This is a genomic window from Streptomyces sp. NPDC048825 (genome assembly GCF_043198355.1).
GTDB lineage: Bacteria > Actinomycetota > Actinomycetes > Streptomycetales > Streptomycetaceae > Streptomyces > Streptomyces xiangluensis.
Genome location: NZ_JBICUR010000019.1, coordinates 100,828 through 124,959, shown reverse-complemented (window position 1 = coordinate 124,959; position 24,132 = coordinate 100,828). Strand labels below are relative to the sequence as shown.

The window sequence follows — 24,132 nt, the reverse complement described above, 5'->3', positions numbered from 1 at the left end:
AGCACAGAGAGCGCGACCATGATCTCCGGCATACCTGAACTCCCCACGGTGCTCGAACCCGAGGCCCGCGCCTGGCCCGACACCTCCGTCGACCGCGCCCTCGCCGGTCCCACCGCCATCGGCGCCCTCTTTCCCTCCGTCCGCCGCCGCCGCGGTCGGGCCAGGATCGACGACCACTGGACCGTCGAGGACATCACTCCCGTCATCCGAGCCTTCGCGCCCGCCGCCCTCGATGGAGTCTCCTGATCATGCGCATCTTCGATCCCCACATCCACATGACCTCCCGTACGACGGACGACTACGAGGCGATGTTCGCCGCCGGGGTGCGCGCCCTCGTCGAACCGGCCTTCTGGCTGGGCCAGCCCCGTACCTCGCCCGAGAGCTTCTACGACTACTTCGACTCGCTGCTGGGCTGGGAGCCGTACCGCGCCGCGCAGTTCGGCATCCAGCACTTCTGCACGATCGCCCTCAACCCGAAGGAAGCCAACGATCCGCGCTGCGTGCCGGTGCTGGACGAGCTGCCGCGCTATCTCGCCAAGGACCGGGTCGTCGCGGTCGGTGAGATCGGCTACGACTCGATGACCAAGGAGGAGGACGAGGCTCTGGCCCGCCAGCTCCAGCTCGCCGTCGAGCACGAACTCCCGGCCCTCGTCCACACCCCGCACCGCGACAAGGCGGCGGGCACGCGACGGACTCTGGATGTCGTACGGGAGTCGGGGATCGCGCCCGAGCTGGTCGTGCTCGACCATCTCAATGAACTCACCGTCGGCATGGTCCTCGACAGCGGCTGCTGGGCCGGGTTCTCGGTCTATCCGAAGACGAAGATGAGCGAGGAGCGGATGGTGGGGATCCTCCAGGAGCACGGGACCGAGCGGGTGATGGTCAACTCGGCGGCGGACTGGGGGCGCAGCGATCCGCTGAAGACCCGCAAGACCGGTCTGGCGATGCTGGCGGCCGGGTTCGTGGTGGACGAGGTCGACCGAGTGCTGTGGCGCAACCCGGTCGCCTTCTACGGGCAGAGCGGCCGGCTGGACCTCGACCCGGTCCTGGACGAGCCGAAGCCCGACGAGTCCGCGGCCTATCAGGGCAACTCCATCAAGCGCGGCGGAGAGTGAGCGGGCGATGCGCCTGCGCCATCCCGACGGGACGCCCATCCACCTCGCGTACTGCAGCAACGTCCATCAGGCGGAGGACCTGGACGGGGTGCTCGCACAGCTCGCCGCGTACGCCGAACCCGTACGGGAGCGGCTCGGCGTCGACCGGCTCGGCATCGGCCTGTGGCTGGCCCGCGATGTCGTCACCGAACTCGTCGGTGACGAAAGGGCGTTGGCGCGGCTGAAGGACGAGCTGAGCCTGCGGGGACTGGAGACCGTCACCCTGAACGCCTTCCCGTACGCCGGTTTCCATCGCAAGGTCGTCAAGAAGGACGTCTACCTTCCCGACTGGACGCACAAGGCCCGCCTCGACTACACCCTCGACTGCGCCCGCGTCCTCACCGCCCTCCTCCCGGACGACGCCCGCCGCGGCAGCGTCTCCACGCTTCCGCTCGCCTGGCGCACGCCCTGGCCGGCCGAACGATCCAACATCGCCCGCCGCGCCCTGGACCGGCTGGCCGAGGGCCTCGCCGCGATCGAACGCGAAACCGGCCGTCCGGTCCGCGTCGGCTTCGAGCCGGAGCCGGGGTGCGTGGTGGAGACGACCACGCAGGCGGTACGGGAACTGGGCGGCCTGGACCCGGAACGGCTCGGCATCTGCCTGGACGCCTGCCATCTCGCGGTCCAGTTCGAGGACCCGGGTGCCGCACTGGCGCGGCTGGCCGCCGCCGGGCTGCCGGTGGTCAAGCTCCAGGCGTCCTGCGCGGTGGAGGCGGACGATCCGGCGGATCCGGCTGCTCGGGCCGCGCTGGGGCGGCTTGCGGAGCCGCGGTTTCTGCATCAGACGCGTACGAGGGTTGCGGCGCAGGGCAGTTGGGGAACCTCCAACGTGTCCGGCGAAAGCCCGTACCCCGGCGTGGCGGGGCTGCGGATCCCGCGCCAGAGGGAGGCCACGGCGGACGAGCAGGGAGGCGGGATCCGGCATATCTGCGGGCTCGACGGGCCGACCGGCCCCGTCGATTCCGGGTGCGCCCGTCCCGGCGTCAGGCAGGACGCGCCCCACGCGCCGGGCGAGAGCCCTGTCCGCAGCATGCATCAGTCCGGTGCCCCGGTGGGCGGGCGGGCCGGCGGATCTCCCGCCGACCCGAGTCCCGTCGGCCGGCCCGGCGACCCGACAGGCCCCGCCGGCCCGGGGCATGCCCGTCGCTCGGGCGGGCAGCGCGTGCCGGGCGAGGGCCCGGTCCTCGGTGTCGACGATCTCCCCGATGCCCTGGCCGGCGGGCTTCCCGCCGACCGAGGCGCCTGGCGGGTGCACTTTCATGCCCCGCTGCATGCCGAGCCCGAAGCCCCGCTCCGTACGACCGCTCCCCAGCTCACCGCCGTACTCTCCGGACTTCTCGGTGGTCCGGTCGCCGCCTGTGACCATATAGAGGTGGAGACCTACACCTGGTCCGTGCTGCCCCGGCCGCCGGCCGACCTGGCCGGGGGCATCGCCGCCGAACTCGCCTGGGCCAGAGACCGGTTGACGGGGCTCGGCCTGAAGGAGGAAACGTCATGACCGACCGGCTCGTCGTGCTCGACATCGTGGGGCTCACCCCGACGCTGCTGCGCCATATGCCCGCCGTCGCCGCCCTCGGTGAACGGGGGTTCCAGGCCACGCTCGGTACCACCCTGCCCGCGGTGACCTGCACCGCCCAGTCCACCTTCCTCACCGGGGAACCGCCGAGCACCCACGGCGCGGTCGCCAACGGCTGGTACTTCCGCGACCTCGGCGAAGTCCTGCTGTGGCGGCAGCACAACGCGCTCGTCGGCGGCGAGAAGATCTGGGAGACGGCCAGGAAGAGCGACCCCGACTACAAGGTCGCGAACATCTGCTGGTGGTACGCCATGGGGGCGGACGTCGACTTAACCGTCACGCCGCGGCCCGTCTACTACTCCGACGGCCGCAAGGAACCCGACTGCTACACCTGGCCGCCCTCCCTGCACGACGAACTCACCGAGCGGCTCGGCCCGTTCCCCCTCTTCACCTACTGGGGGCCGAACGCGGGCATGCCCTCCACCCAGTGGATCCTCGGCGCCGCCCGGCAGGTCTTCGACGAGCACCGCCCGGACCTGACCCTCGTCTACATCCCGCAGATGGACTACGAGCCCCAGCGGTCCGGCCCGGACTCCCCCGAGACCGCCCGCGCCGCCCGCCAACTCGACGAGGCGCTCCGCCCGTTGATCGACCACTTCCTCGCCGAAGGCGCCACCGTCGTGGCACTCAGCGAGTACGGCATCACCCCGGTCTCCCGCCCCGTCGACATCAACCGCGCCCTGCGCCGTGCCGGACTGCTGGACGTGTACACGCAGGACGGCATGGAGTACCTGGACCCCTGGACCTCACGCGCGTTCGCCGTCGCCGATCACCAGGTGGCGCATGTGTACGTAAGGGACCCGGCCGACACTCCGGCCGTCGCGAAGATCGTCGGCGAACTGGGCGGTGTGGAGCGGGTGCTGGATGCCGAGGGCAAGGTGGCGTACGGCCTCGATCACGAGCGGTCCGGCGAGCTGGTCGCCGTCGCCGATTCCGATGCCTGGTTCACGTACTACTACTGGCTGGACGACGAGCGCGCCCCGGACTTCGCCCGCCAGGTGGAGATCCATCGCAAGCCCGGCTACGACCCCGCCGAGCTGCTGTACGACGAGACCGTCCCGGCGGTGAAGCTGAAGGCCGTGGGCCAGATCGCCCGGAAGAAGCTCGGGTTCCGCTACCGGATACAGACCGTCCCGCTGGACCCGTCGGGGGTGCGCGGCAGCCACGGCCGGCTGCCGGAGGATCCGGACCACGGGCCCGTACTGCTGTGTTCGGAGCCGGGTCCTGCGCGTACGGAGTTCGCGGCCACGGACGTCAAGCCGCTGCTGCTGCGGCTCGCGGGGCTTGAGCAAGGGGAACTTGAGCAAGAGGGACTTCCGCAAGAAGAAGAGAAGCAAGAAGGGCACGCCGAATGACCTCCCCTCTGGGGCGAGAACAGCCCTTGGCTGATCACCCGTCATGAGGACGCCCGCGCGGTGCCTGCCGATCCGTCCTTTCACGTACCACGCCCGGTGAGTAAGGTCCAGACCTAGCGAGCCGTACATCGGATCTATCCTCGACGCGTCCGACATGTTGACGCCCTTATCCGCCAGCTTCTACGTTGCCTCGAGAGATAGCTCCGATGTATTTCCCGAGGAGTGACATGAACCCATCAAGACGTACGGTCCTTGCCGCCGGAGGCTTACTCGCGGGGGGCGCCGCCTGGGCGATGACCCCGTCGGTGTCCTCCGCCGTGGCCGCGTCACCCACGGACGGCTGGGAGAAGACCTCGTTCACGTACGGCATGCAGAAGCCGTGGAATCTCAGCCTGAGCGAGCGTTACAGCAACAGCGGTGGTGTGCACCGGATGTGGGTGTACGACACCGACGAGCCCATGTCGCAGGGCAGTTCCACGGACCCGCGCACCGAGATGCGCTGGAGGCAGGAGTACACGTCCGGGCAGCACATGTGGGACGCCGATGTGTATCTCCCGTCCGGTACGAACGGCGCGACCTTTGTGCAGATCCTCCGGGTGATCCACCCCGAGGGCACCCCCGCCACGGACTTCATGCTCAACGCGTACAGCGCGAGCGGCGGCACGGTACGGGCGTACGACCGTACGGTCCTGAAGACCAACGCGTACAACACCTGGTTCAACGTCAAGCTGGAGCACAACGCTTCCAGCCGCAGCGTCAAGGTCTACTTCGACGACGAGTTGGTGCTGACGACCCAGGACCGCGGCCCGGCCACCCGCCACTTCAAGAACGGCGTCTACCACCACGGCAGCGGTCGCGCCGAGGCGCGCTTCCGCAACATCACGTACTGGACGCGGTGAGCCATGCGGAGACGAAGGGCACTCACCGCGCTCGGCGGACTCGGCCTCGCCGGTGCCACCGCCGCGCTCCTGCCGGGACGGGCGGACGCCGCCGACGAGGTCTACTTCCAGAATCGCGGCAGCGTCGAGGGCTGGGACCACGCCTACACACAGAAGGACGGCGTGATCGAGACCGTCGACTCGCCCACGTACAAAGGCGCTCACGCTCTCGCGGCGACGCAGACGTACATCGACGAGACCGGGGGCTACCACTCCGAAGTGATCAAGCGCGGCGCGCAGAGCGTCGGTGAGGACCGGTACTACGGCCAGGCGATCCGTCTCGCCTCCGACTGGACGTTCCATGACCAGAACGTCACCTTCCAGCAGTGGTCGCCCGAAGACCCCGAAGGACCCTGGCTGTTGATGTTCGTCATCGGGTCCACGATCCGGTTCGGCGGCTCCGGCGGCATCAAGGGGACGGCCGGGTCGATCAGTGGCCTGCGGGGCACCTGGATCAGGGTCGTCACCCGGCTGAAGCTCGCCGGCGACGGCCAGGGCGCCTTCGAGGTGTGGCTGAACGGCACGAAGACGGTGAGCCGCACCGGCATCACCGTACTGCCGTCCACCTCACGGACGATCCGCTGGTCCAACGGGATCTACTGCACGGCCTGGCGCGACGGCACGCCCAGCGGCCCGCGCACGCTGACGGTCCTGCACGACAGCCACCGGATCGCCTCGACGTACGCGCTGGCCGAACCGGCCGGCTGGGCCTGACGCCGCTCCCCATCACCTCTCCCCTTGGAGGCACCCGCATGACCTCTCGCAGAGCAGTGCTCGGCTCGGCGCTGGCCGGCACAACTCTTGCCGCTCTTCCGGAAGCTGCCCAGGCCGCTGATTCCTCCAGTGTCATCGGTCCGGAGGGCCATCGCTGGAAGCTCCGTAACCGTATGGAGTCGGACGGTGCGTGGGCCGACTTCCTGCGGAAGCAGGATCTGGTGTGGCGCAGGCTGCCCACGCTGTGGCACGAAGGGCCGTTCCTCGGCGACGGCCGGCTGGGCAGCATGGTCTACCGGGACCCGGAGACGAAGGGCATTCGCTTCACCGTGCAGCACGGTGAAGTGCAGGATCACCGGCCCGAGTTCGGCAGTGGCTGGGGGACGTGCCGGCTGCCCGTGGGGCATCTGACGCTCGACCCGGTCGGCACCATCAGTGCGGTCGACTGGCGGTTGAGTCTGTGGAACGCCGAGCTCACCGGGACGATCAGCACCGACAAGGGCACCCTGACGCTCTCCGCGCTCATCCATGACGGGATCCTCGCCGCGCGCGTGACGGCCGAAGGCGACGAGGAGGTGCGCTGGACGTTCCACCCCGAGGAGGCCGTCAGTCCCCGGAAGATCAGCGAGGCGCCGCCGGCCGGGTACGTCGCCAACCCGCCGTGGACCACACGGACTTCGGGCGACATCGAGCAGGTCCTCCAGCCGCTCCTCGGCGGCGGCCAGACGGCGACGGCCTACCGCCGCTCAGGCGACACGCTCCTGCTCGGCGTCGCCCACAGCTACCCCTCCGACACCCGCGCCGGGGAGGTCTCGCTGCGGAAGGTCCAGCGCGCCGCTCCGTACGGCGTGGTCCGCGCGCTTCACACCCGCTGGTGGCACGCCTTCTACCGCAAGAGCTTCGTCTCGATCCCCGACGAGCGCCTGCAGAGCTTCCACTGGATCCAGCTCTACAAGGTCGCGTCCGCCAGCCGCGCCGACGGCCCCGTGATGGCCACCTGCGGGCCCTGGCTGGAGCCCACACCCTGGCCCGCCGTGTGGTGGAACCTCAATGTGCAGCTGGAGTACTGGCTCATTCACGGCTCCAACCATCTGGAACTCGACTCGCTCGCCACCACCCTGAGGCAGAACCAGCAACAGCTGATCGCGAACGTGCCCGCCGCGTACCGTTCGGACAGCGCCGGAGTCGGCCGCAGTTCCGACATGTTCGCCAACCGCAGTGCCCCCACCCCGGGCAGTGGCGGTGAGTCGGGCAATTTGACCTGGGCGCTGCACAACGTATGGCTGAGCTACCGCCACACCATGGACGAGGCGTTGCTGCGCGACACGGTGTTCCCGCTGCTGCGCCGCGCGATCAACTACTACCTGCACTTCCTCCAGCCGGACAGCGACGGCAAGCTGCACCTGCCGTCGACGCTGTCGCCGGAGTATCCCGTCGTACCGCCGAAGGACACCAACTACGATCTGGCGCTGATCCGTTGGGGATGCACCACGCTCCTGGAGGCGGCCGAGCGACTGGGGGTCGACGATCCGCTGAAGCCGCGCTGGCAGGAGGTGCTGGCGAAGCTGACGCCGTATCCGGTGGACGAGAACGGCTTCATGATCGGTGCGGACACCCCGTACGCCCAGTCCCACCGCCACTACTCCCACCTGCTGATGGTGTACCCGCTGTATCTCGTCAACTGGGAGCAGCCGGAGCAGCGCGAGCTGATCGAGAAGTCGGTCGTCCACTGGCACGCGGTGACCGGATCCCACCGCGGCTACAGCTATACGGGCGCCGCGTCGATGTACGCGATGATGGGCCGCGGCTCCACGGCGCTGGAGTATCTGAAGAAGTTCTTCGACCCCAGCACGCGGTATCCGTGCCGGGCCAACACCCACTACACCGAGGCCGGTCCGGTCATCGAGACACCGCTGTCGGCGTCGCAGTCGCTGCACGACATGCTCTGCCAGAGCTGGGGCGGTGTCGTACGGATCTTCCCCGCCGTTCCGGATTCCTGGGCCGATGCCACGCTGCACGACTTCCGCACGCAGGGGGCCTTCCTGGTCAGCGCGGTCCGCAAGGGCGGGGTCACCCGTTTCGTACGCGTACGGAGCCTGGCGGGTGAGCGGCTCGAGATTCGGCACGGTCTGACGGGCGGGCCGGTGACCGCGGTGCTCGACGACGGCAGCCGGGCGCGCACGCATACGACGGACGACGGCACCCTGGTGATCGAGCTGGCCAAGGGCCGGGAGGTGCTGTTGTACGCCGGTGCACGCCCCGAACTCGACATCGCTCCGGTGGCCCTGAGCGAGCCGGGCGAGCCGTGGGGTCTGCCGTAGCACATCTTTATCGGTGCGGGTCACCGATCGGGCGCGCCCGGCCGGTGACCCGCACCCGTGGATCCGTCGGGTCGATGTCCACGAGCAGTTCGCTGGGGCGTCCCATGTCCTCGCCCTGGCGGAGCGTGAGGGTCATCGGCTCGCGGACCAGGCCAAGGGTTCGCAGATAGCCGCCGAAGGCGGCGGCCGCCGCTCCCGTCGCGGGGTCCTCCACCACGCCCCCGACCGGGAAGGGGTCGCGGGCGTGGAAGAGGTCGTCCGCCTCGCGCCAGACCAGTTGGAGAGTGGTCCAGCCGTGTTGTCGCATCACGTCGGCGAGGCCGTCGAAGTCGTACGCGAGATCCGCCAGCCGGGCGCGGGAGGCGACGGCGAGCACGAGGTGCTCGGCCCCGCCGAAGGCCACGTGCGGCGGCAGTTCCGGGTCCAGGTCGCCCTCGGTCCAGCGCAGCGCGGCGAGCGCCGGGGCGGTCTCGTCCGGGGTGGCCGGGCGGGAGCGGGCGGGGACGCTGGTGAGGGTGGCGCGCACCGTCCCGTCGGGGTCGGCGGCCGTGGACACCGGGATCTCTCCGGCCGGGGTGTCGAAGACCAACTCCCCGGGCCCGTTCCGCTCGGCAAGCGCCACGGCGGTCGCCACGGTGGCGTGCCCACAGAACGGAACCTCGACGAGAGGGCTGAAGTACCGCACTCGAAAGCGGCGTTCGGCATCATCCCGCGCCATGACGAACGCCGTCTCCGAGTAACCGACCTCGGCGGCAAGGGCCAGCATCCGGCTGGGGTCGAGCCCGGCGGCGTCCAGAACGATCCCGGCGGGGTTGCCACCGTCATCGGCGGACCCCTCCGGGGTGAAGGCGGAGTAGCGCAGAACGTCGGTGCTGGTTTCGGGACTCATGGCTGCACGCTCCCACGAGCCGGCGCGCTTGAGAAACGAGTTGTCGGCGACGAGTCGGCGGGACTGTATATCGGTGAACGCAACCGTCGTGCGGACGCCGTCCGCCTGATCAGCCCGCGGTCACCAACGGACAGCTGTGGACGAGGAGTCAGGAGACGGTCACCCACCGCTTCCACACCGCCTCATCACCAAGCTTTTAAGTCTCTCACGGTGCGTACGGGCGCTGGTACGGATAGCATCCTGCGCACCCCTTGTGTGATGTCGGACACGCGGCCACCCACCGCCTTCGTCTCACCACCTCGCCTCCCCGTCACCCCATACCGCTCATAGCTCACAGTTCTTCGCTCCTCGCCCTAGGACGACGATGTCTCCACGGACAGGTCCCCGCCGTCTCGGCTCCATACGTCTCTCCCTGATCCTTCTGGCGTTGGTCCCCAGCGTCACCCTCGCCGCGATGTGGGGGGTGACGACGACGCAGATGTTCTCCGAGGGGCTACGGCTGCGGGCCCAGACGGAGCTGAGCAGGTCGACCGGCGCCATGGGCACCGACGCGACGCTCGCGCTGCAGCGGGAACGGAGCCTGTCGGCCGCCTGGCTGGCCACGCCCGGTAGCTCCAGGGCCCTCCTGGACAAGCAGCGGGAACGTACGGACGCACAGGTCGCCAAACTGATCGGCCGGTCGGAAGCAATCGACAAGGCGCCCGAGCGGATAGGGGACCGGCTGTACTCGGTCATCGCCGCCGCAGGAAGCCTGGAGTTCTACCGGAGCCAGGTCGACGGCCGCACCGACATCGCCCAGCAGTCGCTGGACCAGTACACCGCGATCATCGACGACCAGATCCACGCCTTCCAGGAGCTCTCCAAGGTCGACGACGGCGACCTCACCTCGCAGGCCGAACCGCTCGTCGCGCTGGAACACGCCGCGGAACTGGTCTCCCAGGAGAACACGCTGCTCACCCTGGCCTGGCCGTCCGGCCGGCTGGACGAGGAGTCGCACGCCGCCTTCGTCCAGTTGGTGAACACCCGGCGCTGGCTCGTCTCGGACCAGATCGTCCACTCCGAGAGCGGCACGGCGAAGACACAGACCGAGCGCATCCTCCAGGGATCGGCCTGGAAGGACCTGGAGGCCGTCGAGGCCCAGGTGCTCCAGGCCCGTACGACCGGCCGCGGCGAAGCCCGGAAGATCAACCTGCCGGACGCGCGGGACCAGTGGAACAACGCGATGGGCCAACTCACGGTCCAGTACCCGAATCTGATCCAGCGGCAGACCACGGAACTGCTCGACCGCAGCAGTGACGAAGCCCATGCACTGCTGGTCAAGGCCGCCGCCCTGAGCGCCGGCGGACTCGTGGCCCTGCTGCTGTGCGTCGTACTGTCCTGGCGCATCACCCGCTCCCTGTTCCGGCGGCTGCGCGGCCTGCGGATGGCCACCCTCAGCCTCGCCCAGGAGCGGCTGCCCGACGTGGTCGCACGGCTCGACCGTGGCGAGAAGGTGGACGCGGACTCCGCCGCGCCCCCGCTGGACTACGGCCGGGACGAACTCGGCCAGGTGGCGCAGGCGTTCAACACCGCCCAGCGCACGGCCGTTCACACCGCGGTGGAGCTCGCCGACACCCGGCGCGGCTTCCAGAAGGTGATCCTGGGGATCGCCCGGCAGAGCCAGAACCTGGTCAATCTCCAGCTCAGCAAGCTCGATTCGCTGGAACGCGAACACCAGGACCCGCACATCCTCAAGGGCCTGTACGAACTCGACTCCAACGCGAGCCAGCTCCGCCGCTACGAGGAGAACCTCGTCATCATCAGCGGCGAACGGCCGGGCCGCAGCTGGGCCGAACCGGTCGCGCTGATCGACATCCTGCGCAGCGCCGTCGGCGAGGTCGCCGAGTACAAGCGCGTGGAGGTGCGCACCGACGAGGAGGTGTACCTCGCCCCGCCCGCGGTGGCGGACGTCATCCATCTGCTGGCCGAACTCATCGACAACGCGACCGCTTACTCGCCCGCTCCCAGCCCGGTCGAAGTACGGGCCGCGATGGTGGCCAAGGGCCTGGCCATCGAGGTCGAGGACCGCGGTCTCGGGATGTCGGAGGACGACTACGAGGCATTCAACGCCCAGTTGGCAGTGGAGCCGCAGTTCGACGTGGTGGCGCTGGCCGACGATCTCCGGCTCGGCATGTTCGTGATCGCCCGGCTCGCCACGCGGCACGGCATCGCCGTCACGCTGCGGTCCTCTCCGTACGGCGGAACGACCGCGATCGTGCTCGTGCCGCACGACATCGTGGTGCGGGAGGGCCCCACGGCCGATACGGATGCCGCCGGCTGGGGCTCAGCGGCCGCTTCGGCGTATGAAGCGGACGTCCCGGCCCAAGGGGGCCAGGAAACCCGGCCCCCCCGGGAGGCCCAGGAGGACGTCGAGCCGGTCCCGGCTCTCGCGGAAAGCACGGCCGGCACGCCCGGACGAGGCTCGACTGGCCCGGACTCGACCAGACCGGACTCGACCAGACCGGACTCGACCGGACCAGGCTCGACCAGACCGGGCTCGGTCAGGCCAGACTCGACCGGACCGGACTCGACCAGACCAGGCTCGACCGGACCGGACTCGACCAGACCAGGCTCCACCGAACCAGGCTCCACCGGACCGGACTCGACCAGACCAGGCTCCACCGAACCAGGCTCCACCGGACCGGACTCGACCAGACCAGGCTCCACCGAACCCGGCTCGACCGGACCGGACTCGGCCGATACGCAGACCCCTGACCGGCACAGCCACGCGCGCAGCCGCGCGGCCCGGCCCGCGACCCGGCCGCGGACGGCCGATACCGCCGGGTCCGCGTCCGGCCCGGGGTCCGGCCCGGGGGCCGGGGCCAGGCCAGGGCCCGTATCCGGGTCCAGGCCCGGGTCCGGACCGGGGTCTGGGTCTGGGTCCGGAACGGGGTCCGGACCGGGGTCCGGATCAGGCCCGGGTTCCGGATCAGTCTCCGGGTCCGGGTCCGGCCGGGGTTCCAGCCAGCGCAGCGCCCTCGCTCCGCTACCGCGCCGCGTACCGCAGACCAGCCTCGCCACCGAGCTGCGGGAGGACTCCGTGCCCTCCCGGGCGGACGACCCGTTGGAGGACTTCGACGCGGAGCGCGCGGCCGCCTCGCTCTCCGGTTTCCAGCGCGGAACGCTTCGGGCCCGTGACGACGGTGAGGAGTGGACGTACCACGAAGGAGGAAACGAACTAGGAAACGGAGGAGAGGAAGCCCCACCCGCGAGCCCAGGTACGCAGGTCCCCGTCCCCGGAAAAACCGTCACCTCGACTCCGCCGGCAGACCGCTCATGAAGGACACAGAAATGACACGCCCCATCCCCGCCACGCACAGCCAGCTCGACCAGCTGCTCACCGGACTGGTGGACCGGGTCGCCGAGGTGAACCACGCCGTCGTGCTCTCCGACGACGGACTGGTCGTCAGCAGGTCCACGGCGTTCCTGCGCGACGACGCCGAGCGGCTGGCGGCGACCGCCTCCGGCCTTGTGAGCCTCAGCAAGGGCGTCAGCATGGACTTCCGCGGCGGCCCCGTACGCCAGGCGCTCATCGAGATGCGCAACGGCTACCTGATCATCACCGCCGCCGGAACCGGCGCCCATCTCGCCGTGCTCACCCACCAGGGCGCGGACGTCGGCGTGGTGGCGTACCAGATGAACCTGCTCGTGAAGAAGATCGGCGAGCACCTGAGTGCGTCGCCGCGGGGCACGGTCGCCGCCGACCGCGGCGAGTGAGGTGAGCGGAGGCGAGGCGGCGGGTCGTCTCGTACGGCCGTTCGCGCTGACCGGCGGCAGGACCCGGCCCGACCGCAGCGACTTCTCCCTCATCACGACGGTGTCCGCGGTGGACCCGCCGCCCGCCTGGGCCGCCCGGACACAGCCCGAGCACGCCCGGATCCTGCGGCTGTGCGTGAAGCCGGTCGCCGTCGCGGAGCTGGCGGCCCACCTCGACCTGCCGGTGAGCGTGGTCTCCATCATGCTGTGCGATCTGCTGGCGGCGGGCCGAATCACCGTTCATGCGCCGCGTCCTGTCTCCGGGACGCCGGACATGGACCTGCTGCAGAAAGTGAGGGACGGCCTTGGCCGGCTCTGACGCACCAGTCAACGGGACTCCAGTCCAAGGGACTTCGGCCATAGCGGACCAGGCCCGGGGAAACTCGGCACCCGACACGGTCAAGATCCTGATCGCCGGCGGCTTCGGAGTCGGGAAGACCACCATGGTCGGGTCGGTCAGCGAGATCGACCCGCTGCGCACCGAGGAACGGCTGACCTCCGCGAGCCTGGGCGTCGACGACCTCCAGGGCCTCGACGGGAAGAGGGCCACCACCGTGGCGCTGGACTTCGGCCGGATCACGATGGGCCAGGACCTGGTGCTGTATCTCTTCGGTACGCCCGGACAGCAGCGGTTCTGGTTCATGTGGAACGACCTCGCGATCGGCGCGCTGGGGGCCGTGGTCCTCCTCGACGTACGCAGACCCGAGTCCAGCTTCGCCGCGATCGACTTCTTCGAGCGGCGGGGCATCCCGTTCGTCATCGGCGTCAACGGCTTCCACGGGCAGCATCCGTACACGCCCGAGGAGATCCGGGAGTCCCTGGCGCTCCCCGAGGGCACCAAGGTGCTGCTCTGCGACGCACGCGAGCGCGAGTCGTCCCGGGACGTACTGATCGCTCTGCTGGACCAGTTGATCGCCGCTTCAGCGAAGGCCTCGGCGTCGTAAGGAGAGCCGTAGGAGACAAGTCACAGGGAGACAAAGGCCACAGAGAGGCGTTCTTGCTGCGGAAACAGGGCATCATCCTCGGCACCGTCGCCCGCCCGCTGGCGCCTCTTCGGCTCCAGGACACCGTGCCGTCACACCGGGAGGGAACGGTTCCCGCTGTCCCCCTTTGCCTCGCCTTGTATCCGACACGCCCGCTCCCCACGGGTGTGCCGCGAAAGGACGACGTGCGCTGTGTCCTTGCTCCCTCTCGACAAACTCCCCGGGCCGCTCCCCGCCACCGCCACCCCCGGCCCCCTCCGCTCCCCCTCCCATACCCGCCACGCCCTTCGGGCACTGAGCCTGCTCCCGCTCCTTCTGGTCGCGGCCTGGGCGGCTCTCGACTGGCACACCGTGTACGACGGCGCCGCCCAACTGGCCTCCGCCGACCCCTGGTGGCTGCTGTCCGCTTTCTTCTTCATGTGCATGGGCTGGGTGGCAGCCGCGTGCGTCCGGCAGGGCGCCCTGCCCGAACGGCTCCCACCGGGGCTGCTGCTCGCCTCCCAGGTCGCCGCCGGCACCGCGAACCATGTGCTCCCGGCGAGCATCGGCGCCCACGCCGTCACGCTCCGCTTCCTCCAGCGCCAGGGCATATCCCTCACCAGGGGCACCGCCTCACTCGCGCTGTACTCGCTGGTCAAACCCCTGGCGAAGACGCTGGTACTCCTCGTCTTCCTGGTGTTCTTCCCGGGCGTGCTGGGGCTGGATGAACTCGTCCCGGACGAACGGACGTTGCACCTGATCGCCGGAGGCGTGGCGATCGGTCTGGCCGTGGCCGCGCTGCTTCTGTCGTTCGTACGTCCGCTACGGCGCCCGATCCTCAAGTTCGTACGCACCGCCCTGACCGACGCACGGATCCTGCACACCCGGCCCAGCCGCATCCTCGCGCTCTGGGGCGGAGCCGCCGCCACCCCGCTGCTCCAGGCCGGCGTGATCGCCTCGGTCGGCTTCTCGCTGGGCCTGCCGCTGACCTGGGCGCAGGTGACCTTCGCACTTCTCGTGGCCAGCACGGCGGTCGGAGCCGTACCCGCGCCGGGCGGCATCGGCCCCATCGACGCGGCACTGGTCTTCACCATGGTCCTCTTCGGCGCCCCCATGAGCCTGGCCACGACCACGATCATCGGCTACCGGGTCCTGACGATCTGGGTGCCGCTTCTGCCGGGAATGCTCGTGCTCTCGTGGCTGGTGCAGCGCAGGGTGTTGTGACGTGGTGACGGCCAGGTCTTCCAAGGGGACGAACGTCCGGTGCGCCGATCTCCCCCTGCTCGCTTGCTCGCTTGCTCGCTCGCTCGATTCGTAGTGATTCGTAGCGATTCGTACGCCGCTGAGGGCGAGCGTATACGCCGGATTGGCGTCAGCAGAGCGGTCGGCCGCGTTAGTCGATCGGGGCTCAGCGGCCAGTCCCCGAACCGGTCGCGAGCAGTCCGTTGACCACCAGCTCCGCCAACGCCTCCGCCGTGGCCGTGAGCTGCTGCGGCGAGGCGGCGTCGGTCCTGCCCAGGCGTCGCGCCAGAGGCACCTCCAGCAGTCCCGCGACGGGAGGGATGACGGCGAAGAACAGCACGTCGAGCGGGACGGGCCTCATGCGTCCGGAGGCCACGAGCCTGTCGATGACGGACACCAGGGTCTGCAGGACCGGGCTGATGTAGTGCTCGTACAGGTGGTCCAACCGCTCGCTGTCCCGGTTGAGTTCGTCGACGAAGAGCCGCCCGATCAGCGGCTCGTCCGCCGCTGTCCGGTAGAAGCCGGTGATGATCTGCCGCAGCTGCTCGGCCTCGTCGAGCGAGGGGTCCGGCTGCGGCAGACTCGCCAGCTGTGCGCCCAGGGCGGCGCCCACCACCGCGCGCCAGAACGCCGCCTTGGATCCGTACCGGTCGTTGATGAAGTTGTGGCTGACGCCCAGGCGGCGGGCCAGCTCCCGCGCGGAGGCATGGTCGTAGCCCAGCTCGGCGAAGGCCTCCAGCCCTCGTTGCAGGATGCTCTGCTCCTCGGGCACCGCGGGCGAGTGCGCGCCGGGGCGCCCCCGCCGTCGAGCGGATTCGGCTGCTGCTCCCACCGTTTCCTCCATTGCTGCTTGTACGTGCCTGCGCGCCGCGCACTGCCCCGGGCCCTCTCAGGGACCCTGGAACAGCTTACTTGACACATGTCAGATTCGAGCTGATCCGACCGGCGCCAAGCATCGCGAGAGCCAGTCGGCATGATCCTCTACCGGCGCGGCGTGCCGTCTACTGACCCTGACGCGGCGCCCGTGGTGCACATGTGAGACTCGGCCGGACGGCAAACGCACCCAACCGAAAGTGACGCCAACCATGACCGACTTTCCCGAATCAACGCTGGTGGTCACCGGAGCGACGGGACGCCTGGGTGGGCGCGTCGCCCGCCGCCTGGCCGAGCGCGGCATGGCGCAGCGGTTGCTGGTGCGTAACCCGGAGCGGGCGCCCGAGCTGCCCGGTGCCACGGCGATCGGCGGCAGTTACAACGACCATGACGCCGTAGTCCGCGGCCTGAGCGGGGCGAGGACCGTGTTCATGGTGTCCGCTTCCGAGAGCGCCAACCGGCTCGACCAGCACAGGGCTTTCGTGGACGCCGCGGCAGAGGCGGGCGTCGGGCACCTCGTCTACGTGTCCTTCTTCGGCGCCGCGCCCGACGCCGTGTTCACGCTGGCCCGTGATCACTTCCACACCGAGGAGCACATCCGGGCCAGCGGGATGGCGTACACCTTCCTGCGCGACAATCTGTATGCCGGGTTCGTCCCCGACCTGGCTGGCGAGGACGGTGTCATCCGCGGTCCGGCCGGGCAGGGACGTGCGGCCTTCGTATCCCACGACGACATCGCCGACGCCGCCGCCGCGGTCCTTGCCCGGCCGGCCGGGCACGCCGGTGCCGTCTACGACCTGACCGGTCCCGAGTCCCTGACGCTGGACGAGGCGGCGGAGATCGTGTCGGAGGTGCTCGGCCGCACCGTCACGTACCACCCCGAGACGGTCGAGGAGGCCTACGCCTCCCGCGCCTCCTACGGTGCCCCGCAGTGGCAGCTCGACGCTTGGGTGTCCACCTACACGGCCATCGCGGCCGGCCGGCTCGACGGCGTCAGCGACGCAGTCCCCCGCCTCACCGGCCACCCCGCCACCCCCCTCGCCGACGTCATACGCGCCGCCCGGGGAGGGGCCGGCAGGTGATCAGTACTCCAGCTCGGGGCGCAGGCGCAGCGGGCCGCCGACCGCGTGGAGGTGCTGTAGCACTTGGGCGTAGGAGTGGAAGAGCCCGGTCTCGTGGTAGGCGATGTCGTGCCGGGCGCAGAACGTGCGCACGAGTTCTTGGGCATGGCGCAGGCTGGGCCGCGGCATGGAGGGGAACAGGTGGTGTTCGATCTGGTAGTTCAGCCCGCCGAGCATGAAGTCGGTGAGCCGTCGGCCGCGGATGTTGCGTGAGGTCAGTACCTGTCGACGAAGGAAATCGATCTTGTCGTCCTTGGCGAACATCGGCATGCCCTTGTGGTTGGGGGCGAACGAGCATCCCATGTACAGCCCGAACAGCCCTTGGTGCACGGCGACGAAGCACACGGCCTGCAGGGGAGGCAGCACCCAGAACACGGCGCCGAGGTAGCCGCCGAGATGCGCCGTCAGCATGCCTGCCTCGGCCACCTTCGTCCTCCGCGATGTACGGGCACCGGTGCGCTCGAGCAGCGCCCGCACGCCGGCGACGTGCAGGGCGAGTCCCTCCAGAAGCAGCATCGGGAAGAACAGCCAGGCCTGGTGGCGGGCCAGCCAGGCGTACGCTCCGCTGCGGACGCGGGCGTGGTCCTGGGTGAAGGCGATCGCACCGTCGGCGATGTCCGGGTCGCGGTCGACGTGGTTGGGGTGGGAGTGGTGCCGGTTGTGCTTGGAGATCCACCAGCCGTAGCTGAGACCGATCAGCAGGTCGGCGTGCACGCGGCCGAGCAGGTTGTTGACGCGCTTGGAGCCGGAGATCTGGTGATGGCCGGCGTCGTGCCCGATGAACCCGGTCTGGGTGAACATCACCGCGAGGAAGGCAGCGGTCACCATCTGCCACCACGACGGTCCGATCAGGGCGAACGCGGTCCATCCGGCGGCCAGCAGAAGCAGGTTCCCCCCGATCTTGACGGAGTAGTAGCCGGGTCGCCTCTTCAGCAGCCCGCTCCGCTTGACCTCTCGGGACAGAGCGGCGTAGTCGCTGCCCCGGCTGCCGGGCGACGGTTCGGTCGTCGCGGCGTAGTCCGCCGGATCAGTGCTCCGGGCGCTGATGTCAGTGGCCACAGGGTTCCTTTCGGGGTGCACGGGCGCTGCCTGCCCGGCATGGGGAGGGGCGCCGGGTGCGGCACCGTACGGAGGCAGCACGAAACAGGCCCGCGGCGCGGGCCTGCCTCGGAACGGGGTTCGACCGGGTGTCCTCAGAGCGCGCGGACCTGGTCGGCCTGCATGCCCTTGGGACCCTGGCTGGCGGTGAACTCCACCCGCTGGTTCTCCTCCAGAGAGCGGAAACCACCCGTGTCGATCGCCGAGTGGTGGACGAAGATGTCGGCGCCGCCCTCATCAGGGGCGATGAAGCCGAATCCCTTGTCCGGGTTGAACCACTTCACGGTTCCTTGAGCCATGTGATGTCTCCTTCGAGATGGCGAGTAGTGCGGGAAACGCGCGCTTGCACGATCCCGGGCTGCTGGTCGCCAGCCGTCGAAGAAAACCCCCGAAAACGACAAAGCGCCCGCTGTCAGAACTCCGCGGGCGCTTCCACGTTCGCAAACTTCAACTACAACCACTGCCTACAACGCCCCGGGGGCCGGGAACGTTCCCGGCCCCCGGCCACCGGGCTCGAACCTGCCGCCCAGCGGCTTTCCAGGACGGACGGGCTGATGCGCGGACCGGCGCGAAAAGATGCCGTCGGCTGCCGGCCTCACTCAGGCCCTCGGCCCTCCGGTGTCGTCGGCGGCTCGGTGGGCACCGGCGCCGGCGGACGGAAGAGGACGGCCCGGGCCACGGGCGGGGTGAACAAGGCGGTGACGGGCGCGGAGAGGGTCAGTACGGAGCGGAAGGCGCGCCCCACGACGGGGTCGCCGGGGTAGCGCTCCTGGACTCGCCGCAGGTACCAGTCGGCGACGCGGTCCGCGGGCTCGCCGGCGACCGCGGTGCCGACCGCACCCGGCATCTTGCGGTCTGCCCCGGCGGAGATGTCCCATGCCTGCCGGGACGCCGCCAGGAGCGCCCGCTGCACGCGCCGCGTCGTGGGGGTCCGGCGCGGATCGGCCAGTGCGTCGCGCAGGGCGACCGCACTCATCGCGGCGACGGCCATGCCCTGCCCGTAGATCGGGTTGAAGGTGCACAGGGCGTCGCCGGTGGCGAGGAATCCGGCCGGGTGACGGCCGGGCAGGTCGTAGCGGCGGCGGATGTTCGCGGTCCGCCGGTAGCCGAACGCCGGCGAGAGCGGTTCGGCCTCGTCCAGCCACCGGTGCAGGAGCGGATGCGGCAGCCTCTTGGTGTACGTCTCGAACTCGTCGTCGTCCGTGGGCGGTTCGTCGCCGCGCAGCCCCGAGACGATCACCAGATGGGTGCCGTCTTCCAGGGGCAGCGCACCGCCGCCGTGGACCTCGGTGGGGCTGGGGTAGACGTAGTAGCCGAGGGTGTCGCCGCCCAGGACGCCGCTCTTGCCGCGGTAGATGCGGGAGGCGTACGCGAGCCCCGTGTCGATGGTCTCCTCGTGCGGGGCCTCGGCCCCGATCGCCGTGAACCACTGCGGGACCTTCGTGCCGCTGCCGGAGGCGTCGACGACCAGGTCGGCCTCGAGGGCCCGCTGGTTTTCGCGGTCGTCGCCGGAGCGGTCCCGCAGCAGCACACCCCGCACGCGCGAGGCGTCACCGAGGAGCCCGACGACATCCGTCCCCTCCACCGCGCTGATCACCGGGTTGGCGAGGACGCGCCGCCGCACCAGTTCCTCGAGCTGCGCGCGGGAACCGGTGTAGATGTGCGTCGTCGCGGGCAGCCGCCGGAGCCAGCGCCCGTCCTGCCGCTGCACCATGTCCGAGGGCATGCCCACGCGCGGCGCCCCCGCCGCCAGCAGCTCCGCCAGGAAGCCCGGCAGCAGCGACTCCAGGGCCACCTGCCCGCCCTCCAGCAGGACATGCGGATGCCGGCCCTGCGGTACGCCGGGCCGCGGCTTCGTGCCGTCCGGGAACCGGTCGCGCTCGACGACGGTCACCCGCTCGGCGTGCCCGGCCAGGACATGCGCCGCGAGCAGCCCCGCGAGGCTCCCGCCCACGACGACCGCATGCCGCCCGCCCCGGCCACCGCCCACACCCCAACGGCCCGTTTCTCCGGCAGAGTTCACCGATCCGCTCCCCTGGTCGCCACGTCGTGAGAAGGCATCAGTATCCCGCTCCGCAAAGAGGGTTGACCGCGTTCCGGCCCTTCTGCGCGTCCCGAACACACCCGCCCCGGATCACTCCCCCGGCCCCGCCGTCAGGGCGCGTTGCCGCTCAGGATGTCCACAGGCCAGTGGTTCCCTCCGGGAGGAAGGCGCATGGCCCACTTCGGCGAACGCGAGGCCGCGATCACGGACGCGGTGTGGGCCGAGGCACACCGCTGCTCGTGCGCCGCTGAGCGTCCGGGCGAACCCGCCGGCTCCCCCACAGGAACCGCCTAATATCACCTGTGATGGAGATCCGGAGACAGCACACGGCCCGCGGAACGCGGTGGACTACGCGGGTCGCGGCGTTCTGCCCTGCCGTGGCCGTGCTGCTCGCAGCGCTGGCGTTCTGCCTGGGGGTCACGGTCCACGGCCAGAGCGCCCCTGCCACCGCCTCCATGACCACCGTGTCCGCCGCTGCCGTCCCGGCGGGCACATCGGCAGGACCCCACGGGACGGCAGCCGCGCACTCGTCCGACTGCCTGCCCGGCGATGCGTGCTGCCGCCTGGCCGCCGAGGGTCTGCGAGCCGTGCTCGCCACTCCCGCCCAGCCCCTCCCAGCGGTCGTGTCCCGTATGCCGGGCCTTCCCCTGTTTCCGGACACTTCCTCACGCTCCCCGGGAGCCGCGCCGGCCTGTCACGCTCCCGACCTCCACGTCCTCCAGGTGCAACGGACCTAGACGGATGCCCGGCGCCGTGCGCGCTCGCGCACAAGCAGCCGGCTTCCGCCCATCGACTCCCACACCTGCACCCACCGCCGCGCGACGACACCGCGCTGCGGGGACGAGGAACACACAGCCATGAGCAAGACGAGCAAGAAGGCGGCCGCCGAGGCGCGGCGGGCCAAGATAGAGGAGATGCGTCGCGCCGAGCGGGCCCGCGAGCGCCGCAACCGCATCATCACCATCACACTCAGCACGGTCATCGTCGCCGGACTGGTCGGCTGGGGCGGCTACGCCCTCAACAGCGCCAACGAGAAGGACGAACAGCAGGCCGCCGCGAAGAAGAAGCCCGTACGCGGCGAGAAGACCTGGGACAAGAAGAAGCTCACCCAGAACCACGTCCAGGGCACCGTCGACTACACGATGAACCCGCCCGTCGGAGGCGACCACAACCAGGCGTGGATGACCTGCGACGGCACCGTCTACACCAAGCCCATCACCAACGAGAACGCCGTCCACTCGCTCGAACACGGCGCGGTCTGGATCACGTACAACGACAAGGCCGCCGACGCCGACGTCAAGGCACTGAGCGACAAGGTCTCCAGCACCCCGTACACGCTGATGAGCCCGAGCAAGGACCAGTCCGGCACCATCATGCTGTCGGCCTGGGGCACGCAGCTCAGCGTGGACAAGGCCGCCGATCCCAGGGTCGAGCAGTTCTTGTCCAAGTACGTCCAGGGCTCGCAGACCCCCGAACCCGGCGCCGCCTGCACAGGAGGCCTCACCGTCTGATGAGCTATACGACTGTGACGGAACCGGACGTGACCACTTCCGGCGACGCACCCGTCCGCAAGCCCTCCCCCGTCCCATGGGCCGTCGCCGCGGTGGCGGCCCTGGTCGCCCTCGGTCTGGTGCTCTGGCTGGTGGCCGCACCCGGCGACGAGGACACGTCCGACGCGCCCACCGCCGGTTCCGCCGACGCGGGCTTCGCCCGTGACATGGCCGTCCACCACCAGCAGGCCGTCGAGATGTCCTTCATCATCCGCGACCGCACCGACGACGAGGACGTACGCCGCCTCGCGTACGACATCGCGCAGACCCAGGCCAACCAGCGCGGCATGCTGATCGGCTGGCTCGATCTGTGGGGCCTGCCGAAGACGTCCGCCGACGGCTACATGGCCTGGATGAAGGGTGACGGCCACATGGGCCACCAGTCGAAGGGCGGCTCCCTCATGCCCGGCATGGCCACGGATGCCGAACTCGGCCAGCTCGGCAAGGCCCAGGGCAAGGACGCCGAGATCCTCTACCTCCAGTTGCTGACCGACCACCACATGGGCGGCGTCACCATGGCCCGCGCCTGCGCCGAGCAGTGCGAGGTGCCCCAGGAGCGGCAACTGGCTCAAGGGATGACTGAGGGCCAGCAGTCGGAGATGAGGCTCATGGCCGACATGCTCGAGGAGCGCGGCTCGGCGCCTCGCTGATGACGCCGTCCGTAAGGGCCGGTGGCCGGGGCGAGCGTCCCGGCCACCGGGGCGCTCCGTCCGCCGGCCCGGCGGCTCCCGCGTGCTACGAACCGGCAGACGGCTCAGGCGGGAAGTGCGCCGCCGGGTTCGGCGATCGTCACCGGCGGTCCCTCAGTCGCAGGTGACTTCGTCGCGGGGCACGTACCGCGTCTTGAAGGTCTCCCGCTTGACTTCCTTGCCGCTGTCCTTGAAGACCCGGTCGACCGCGACGTCGAAGCCTTCGAGCGGGGTCTGCGGCACGCACTTCTCTCCGGAGCCCTCGCGGGTTTCGGGCTGCTTCACGTTGGTGCGCGGGCCCTTGGCCGCTTCCACGGTGTCGTACTTCTTGGTGCCGAGGAAGGTGACCGTGACGGAGGTGTCCGTCGCAGTTGCGTCGATGTAGATGGCGTTGCCCGAGTCGTTCCTGAACTTCAGGTCGAGGAGGCCCCAGGCCACCGTCGCCTCCCGGCCCTCCGGATAGCGCTCGATGTAGAAGGAGTGAGCTCCGTACTCCACCGGCTTCACGCCGGCGAAGAAGATGGCGTTGAAGACCGTGGTGGCGACCGTGGAGACGCCGCCTCCGGCCGCCTTCTCGTACTGGTTGTTGTTGATGATGATGCCTTCCACGAACCCGTTGGCCTCGGTCCGCTCGCCCACGGTGCCGTTCAGGCTCCAGGTCTCGCCGGGCAACACGACGGACCCGTCGATCAGTTCCGCGGCGCGGCCGATGTTCGTGACGCGGTAGGCCTCGGGCTCGAAGTTCTCCGTGAAGCTCGAGATCCTCTCCTTGATGCCCAGGCGGCCGACGTTGTCGCGGGTCAGCTCGGGCTGGACCTCCTTGGTGGCCACTGCTCCGGTCCGGGCCGCGCCGGTCTTGGTCAGCAGCGGCAGTACGGCCTTCTTGAGCGCCTTGGCCGTGACCTCCTGTCCGGTCTTGCCGTCCGAGGCCACTGCCACTCGCCCACCGTCCAGGCGCAGCTTGGCGTTGACCGCCTTGTCGGTGGCCGGTGCGAGCGGACTTGCCACCGCGGGATCGGCGAGGAGCCCCTTGCCGTCCAGTGCGAGGGTCAGCCGCTTCTCCCCGTCCGGCTTCATCGTGAGGTGCTTGCCGAGCGTCGCCGGGCTGATCGCGATGTCGCGGCCACCCGCGGTGAGTGTGACCGGGGCCGACATCGCCGGCGTGGCGAGTTCCTTCATCGCGCGGTTCACCTCGGCCGCGCCGACCTCCGGTTCGGTGGTGCGGACCGGCAGCCGCACCGGCTCCTTCCCCTGCCCGGGGATCGCCGACGCCAGGGCCTCGACCGCACCGTCCACGTCCAGGGCCCGCCCGGTTACCGGCCGCTTCGGCACCGGCTCGCCCGCCTGGAAGACGACGTCACCATCCCGCGCCTTCCGGTCGTACGTCTTCGCCTTCTCGGCCAGTGACGCACGGGCTTTCGCCTCGTCCACGCGGATCACCGGTTCGACCTTGCGCTCACCACTCGTGAACAGGCGGCCGATCACGGTGAACGGGTCGGACCCCACTTGCGCGGCACGAGCGACGGTCTCCTCACTGTCCAACGAGATGCCGTCCACGTCGACGGTGCCGGCAGTGTCGCCGAGGCGCACCTTGACCGGCTCCGACCAGGCCCCGCCAAGGCCGCTGGCCAGCTTGTCCCTCGCCTGCGTGCGGCTCAGCCCTCCGATGTCGACGCCGCTCACCCGCGTGCCCTCGGGGACATCGTCACCAGAGGTCAGCAGACCCACCAGATACAGCCCGCCGAAGCCGACACCCGCCACCCCCGCCACGAGCGCGACACGAAGGCCTATTCGGCGACGACCGGCCGACG

General features: G+C 70.0%; 21 protein-coding genes and 2 pseudogenes. 17 read left to right on the top strand and 6 right to left on the bottom strand.

The window, feature by feature from the left end; translation table 11 throughout:
- Nucleotides 1-18 precede the first annotated feature (18 nt).
- From ACGFNK_RS36295 to ACGFNK_RS36265, 7 genes and pseudogenes are all read left to right on the top strand, one after another.
- Nucleotides 19-246, top strand: coding sequence for a hypothetical protein (locus tag ACGFNK_RS36295; protein WP_393422888.1), 228 nt, complete (start codon nucleotides 19-21; stop codon nucleotides 244-246).
- Nucleotides 247-248: 2 nt separating this feature from the next.
- Entirely contained in the window at nucleotides 249-1,115 is an 867-nt protein-coding gene (locus tag ACGFNK_RS36290) for a TatD family hydrolase (protein ID WP_393422886.1), read from the top strand.
- A 7-nt stretch (nucleotides 1,116-1,122) separates the two neighbouring features.
- Nucleotides 1,123-1,968: pseudogene (eboE, locus tag ACGFNK_RS36285) on the top strand (metabolite traffic protein EboE); the annotation flags it as partial.
- Between the two features lie 680 nt (nucleotides 1,969-2,648).
- Nucleotides 2,649-4,085, top strand: coding sequence for an alkaline phosphatase family protein (locus tag ACGFNK_RS36280; RefSeq protein ID WP_393422884.1), 1,437 nt, complete (start codon nucleotides 2,649-2,651; stop codon nucleotides 4,083-4,085).
- 227 nt (nucleotides 4,086-4,312) lie between these two features.
- Nucleotides 4,313-4,984 (top strand): cinnamyl alcohol dehydrogenase, encoded by a 672-nt coding sequence (locus ACGFNK_RS36275; protein WP_386345163.1) that lies wholly within the window; start codon nucleotides 4,313-4,315, stop codon nucleotides 4,982-4,984.
- Nucleotides 4,985-4,987: 3 nt separating this feature from the next.
- Complete coding sequence (locus ACGFNK_RS36270; protein ID WP_393422882.1) at nucleotides 4,988-5,737, top strand: polysaccharide lyase; 750 nt, start codon at nucleotides 4,988-4,990, stop codon at nucleotides 5,735-5,737.
- 38 nt (nucleotides 5,738-5,775) lie between these two features.
- Nucleotides 5,776-8,058 (top strand): glycoside hydrolase family 95-like protein, encoded by a 2,283-nt coding sequence (locus ACGFNK_RS36265; RefSeq protein ID WP_393422880.1) that lies wholly within the window; start codon nucleotides 5,776-5,778, stop codon nucleotides 8,056-8,058.
- A 7-nt stretch (nucleotides 8,059-8,065) separates the two neighbouring features.
- Here the strand turns inward: ACGFNK_RS36265 and ACGFNK_RS36260 are convergent, their stop codons facing one another.
- Nucleotides 8,066-8,947, bottom strand: coding sequence for a PhzF family phenazine biosynthesis isomerase (locus ACGFNK_RS36260; RefSeq protein WP_386345158.1), 882 nt, complete (start codon nucleotides 8,945-8,947; stop codon nucleotides 8,066-8,068).
- Nucleotides 8,948-9,311: 364 nt separating this feature from the next.
- Between ACGFNK_RS36260 and ACGFNK_RS36255 the strand changes: the two are divergent.
- The 5 genes and pseudogenes from ACGFNK_RS36255 to ACGFNK_RS36235 form a co-directional block, all read left to right on the top strand.
- Nucleotides 9,312-11,265: pseudogene (locus tag ACGFNK_RS36255) on the top strand (nitrate- and nitrite sensing domain-containing protein); the annotation flags it as partial.
- 1,012 nt (nucleotides 11,266-12,277) lie between these two features.
- Nucleotides 12,278-12,703: a roadblock/LC7 domain-containing protein gene (locus tag ACGFNK_RS36250; RefSeq protein ID WP_344388906.1), complete on the top strand. Its 426-nt coding sequence runs from the start codon at nucleotides 12,278-12,280 to the stop codon at nucleotides 12,701-12,703.
- A gap of 1 nt (nucleotide 12,704) precedes the next feature.
- Complete coding sequence (locus ACGFNK_RS36245) at nucleotides 12,705-13,061, top strand: DUF742 domain-containing protein (RefSeq protein ID WP_393422877.1); 357 nt, start codon at nucleotides 12,705-12,707, stop codon at nucleotides 13,059-13,061.
- Between the two features lie 40 nt (nucleotides 13,062-13,101).
- Nucleotides 13,102-13,686, top strand: a complete 585-nt coding sequence (locus ACGFNK_RS36240; RefSeq protein ID WP_393423000.1) for an ATP/GTP-binding protein — start codon at nucleotides 13,102-13,104, stop codon at nucleotides 13,684-13,686.
- A gap of 231 nt (nucleotides 13,687-13,917) precedes the next feature.
- Nucleotides 13,918-14,928: a YbhN family protein gene (locus ACGFNK_RS36235; protein WP_393422875.1), complete on the top strand. Its 1,011-nt coding sequence runs from the start codon at nucleotides 13,918-13,920 to the stop codon at nucleotides 14,926-14,928.
- A 184-nt stretch (nucleotides 14,929-15,112) separates the two neighbouring features.
- Here ACGFNK_RS36235 and ACGFNK_RS36230 read toward each other — a convergent pair whose 3' ends face one another.
- Entirely contained in the window at nucleotides 15,113-15,718 is a 606-nt protein-coding gene (locus ACGFNK_RS36230) for a TetR/AcrR family transcriptional regulator (protein WP_393422998.1), read from the bottom strand.
- A 313-nt stretch (nucleotides 15,719-16,031) separates the two neighbouring features.
- Here ACGFNK_RS36230 and ACGFNK_RS36225 point away from each other — a divergent pair, with 313 nt between their 5' ends.
- On the top strand, nucleotides 16,032-16,901 hold the full coding sequence (locus ACGFNK_RS36225) for an SDR family oxidoreductase (RefSeq protein WP_393422873.1): 870 nt from the start codon (nucleotides 16,032-16,034) through the stop codon (nucleotides 16,899-16,901).
- Here ACGFNK_RS36225 and ACGFNK_RS36220 read toward each other — a convergent pair whose 3' ends face one another.
- The 3 genes from ACGFNK_RS36220 to ACGFNK_RS36210 all read right to left on the bottom strand — a co-directional run bounded on the left by ACGFNK_RS36220 (nucleotide 16,902) and on the right by ACGFNK_RS36210 (nucleotide 19,992).
- Entirely contained in the window at nucleotides 16,902-17,999 is a 1,098-nt protein-coding gene (locus ACGFNK_RS36220) for a fatty acid desaturase family protein (RefSeq protein WP_393422871.1), read from the bottom strand.
- Between the two features lie 134 nt (nucleotides 18,000-18,133).
- On the bottom strand, nucleotides 18,134-18,337 hold the full coding sequence (locus tag ACGFNK_RS36215) for a cold-shock protein (protein WP_344388916.1): 204 nt from the start codon (nucleotides 18,335-18,337) through the stop codon (nucleotides 18,134-18,136).
- Between the two features lie 296 nt (nucleotides 18,338-18,633).
- Nucleotides 18,634-19,992, bottom strand: a complete 1,359-nt coding sequence (locus ACGFNK_RS36210; RefSeq protein ID WP_393422996.1) for an FAD-dependent oxidoreductase — start codon at nucleotides 19,990-19,992, stop codon at nucleotides 18,634-18,636.
- 261 nt (nucleotides 19,993-20,253) lie between these two features.
- Here ACGFNK_RS36210 and ACGFNK_RS36205 point away from each other — a divergent pair, with 261 nt between their 5' ends.
- The 4 genes from ACGFNK_RS36205 to ACGFNK_RS36190 all read left to right on the top strand — a co-directional run bounded on the left by ACGFNK_RS36205 (nucleotide 20,254) and on the right by ACGFNK_RS36190 (nucleotide 22,282).
- The gene (locus ACGFNK_RS36205) at nucleotides 20,254-20,376 is read left to right on the top strand and encodes a hypothetical protein (protein ID WP_393422869.1); all 123 of its coding nucleotides are present in this window, start codon (nucleotides 20,254-20,256) and stop codon (nucleotides 20,374-20,376) included.
- An 11-nt stretch (nucleotides 20,377-20,387) separates the two neighbouring features.
- Nucleotides 20,388-20,819 (top strand): hypothetical protein, encoded by a 432-nt coding sequence (locus tag ACGFNK_RS36200; protein WP_393422867.1) that lies wholly within the window; start codon nucleotides 20,388-20,390, stop codon nucleotides 20,817-20,819.
- Between the two features lie 120 nt (nucleotides 20,820-20,939).
- On the top strand, nucleotides 20,940-21,593 hold the full coding sequence (locus ACGFNK_RS36195) for a DUF3105 domain-containing protein (RefSeq protein ID WP_393422865.1): 654 nt from the start codon (nucleotides 20,940-20,942) through the stop codon (nucleotides 21,591-21,593).
- A complete protein-coding gene (locus ACGFNK_RS36190; protein ID WP_393422863.1) occupies nucleotides 21,593-22,282 on the top strand; it encodes a DUF305 domain-containing protein in 690 nt (229 codons plus the stop codon). The genes ACGFNK_RS36195 and ACGFNK_RS36190 overlap by 1 nt, the downstream gene beginning before the upstream one ends.
- A gap of 153 nt (nucleotides 22,283-22,435) precedes the next feature.
- Here ACGFNK_RS36190 and ACGFNK_RS36185 read toward each other — a convergent pair whose 3' ends face one another.
- The gene (locus ACGFNK_RS36185; RefSeq protein WP_393422994.1) at nucleotides 22,436-24,112 is read right to left on the bottom strand and encodes a VanW family protein; all 1,677 of its coding nucleotides are present in this window, start codon (nucleotides 24,110-24,112) and stop codon (nucleotides 22,436-22,438) included.
- Nucleotides 24,113-24,132 lie beyond the last annotated feature (20 nt).

Coding starts and splice junctions, on each gene's coding strand:
- ACGFNK_RS36215 (WP_344388916.1), bottom strand. CDS start 18,337: ATGGCTCAAGGAACCGTGAAGTGGTTCAACCCGGACAAGGGATTCGGC.
- ACGFNK_RS36295 (WP_393422888.1), top strand. CDS start 19: ATGATCTCCGGCATACCTGAACTCCCCACGGTGCTCGAACCCGAGGCC.
- ACGFNK_RS36280 (WP_393422884.1), top strand. CDS start 2,649: ATGACCGACCGGCTCGTCGTGCTCGACATCGTGGGGCTCACCCCGACG.
- ACGFNK_RS36190 (WP_393422863.1), top strand. CDS start 21,593: ATGAGCTATACGACTGTGACGGAACCGGACGTGACCACTTCCGGCGAC.
- ACGFNK_RS36205 (WP_393422869.1), top strand. CDS start 20,254: ATGGCCCACTTCGGCGAACGCGAGGCCGCGATCACGGACGCGGTGTGG.
- ACGFNK_RS36200 (WP_393422867.1), top strand. CDS start 20,388: ATGGAGATCCGGAGACAGCACACGGCCCGCGGAACGCGGTGGACTACG.
- ACGFNK_RS36265 (WP_393422880.1), top strand. CDS start 5,776: ATGACCTCTCGCAGAGCAGTGCTCGGCTCGGCGCTGGCCGGCACAACT.
- ACGFNK_RS36250 (WP_344388906.1), top strand. CDS start 12,278: ATGACACGCCCCATCCCCGCCACGCACAGCCAGCTCGACCAGCTGCTC.
- ACGFNK_RS36195 (WP_393422865.1), top strand. CDS start 20,940: ATGAGCAAGACGAGCAAGAAGGCGGCCGCCGAGGCGCGGCGGGCCAAG.
- ACGFNK_RS36225 (WP_393422873.1), top strand. CDS start 16,032: ATGACCGACTTTCCCGAATCAACGCTGGTGGTCACCGGAGCGACGGGA.
- ACGFNK_RS36260 (WP_386345158.1), bottom strand. CDS start 8,947: ATGAGTCCCGAAACCAGCACCGACGTTCTGCGCTACTCCGCCTTCACC.
- ACGFNK_RS36290 (WP_393422886.1), top strand. CDS start 249: ATGCGCATCTTCGATCCCCACATCCACATGACCTCCCGTACGACGGAC.
- ACGFNK_RS36270 (WP_393422882.1), top strand. CDS start 4,988: ATGCGGAGACGAAGGGCACTCACCGCGCTCGGCGGACTCGGCCTCGCC.
- ACGFNK_RS36275 (WP_386345163.1), top strand. CDS start 4,313: ATGAACCCATCAAGACGTACGGTCCTTGCCGCCGGAGGCTTACTCGCG.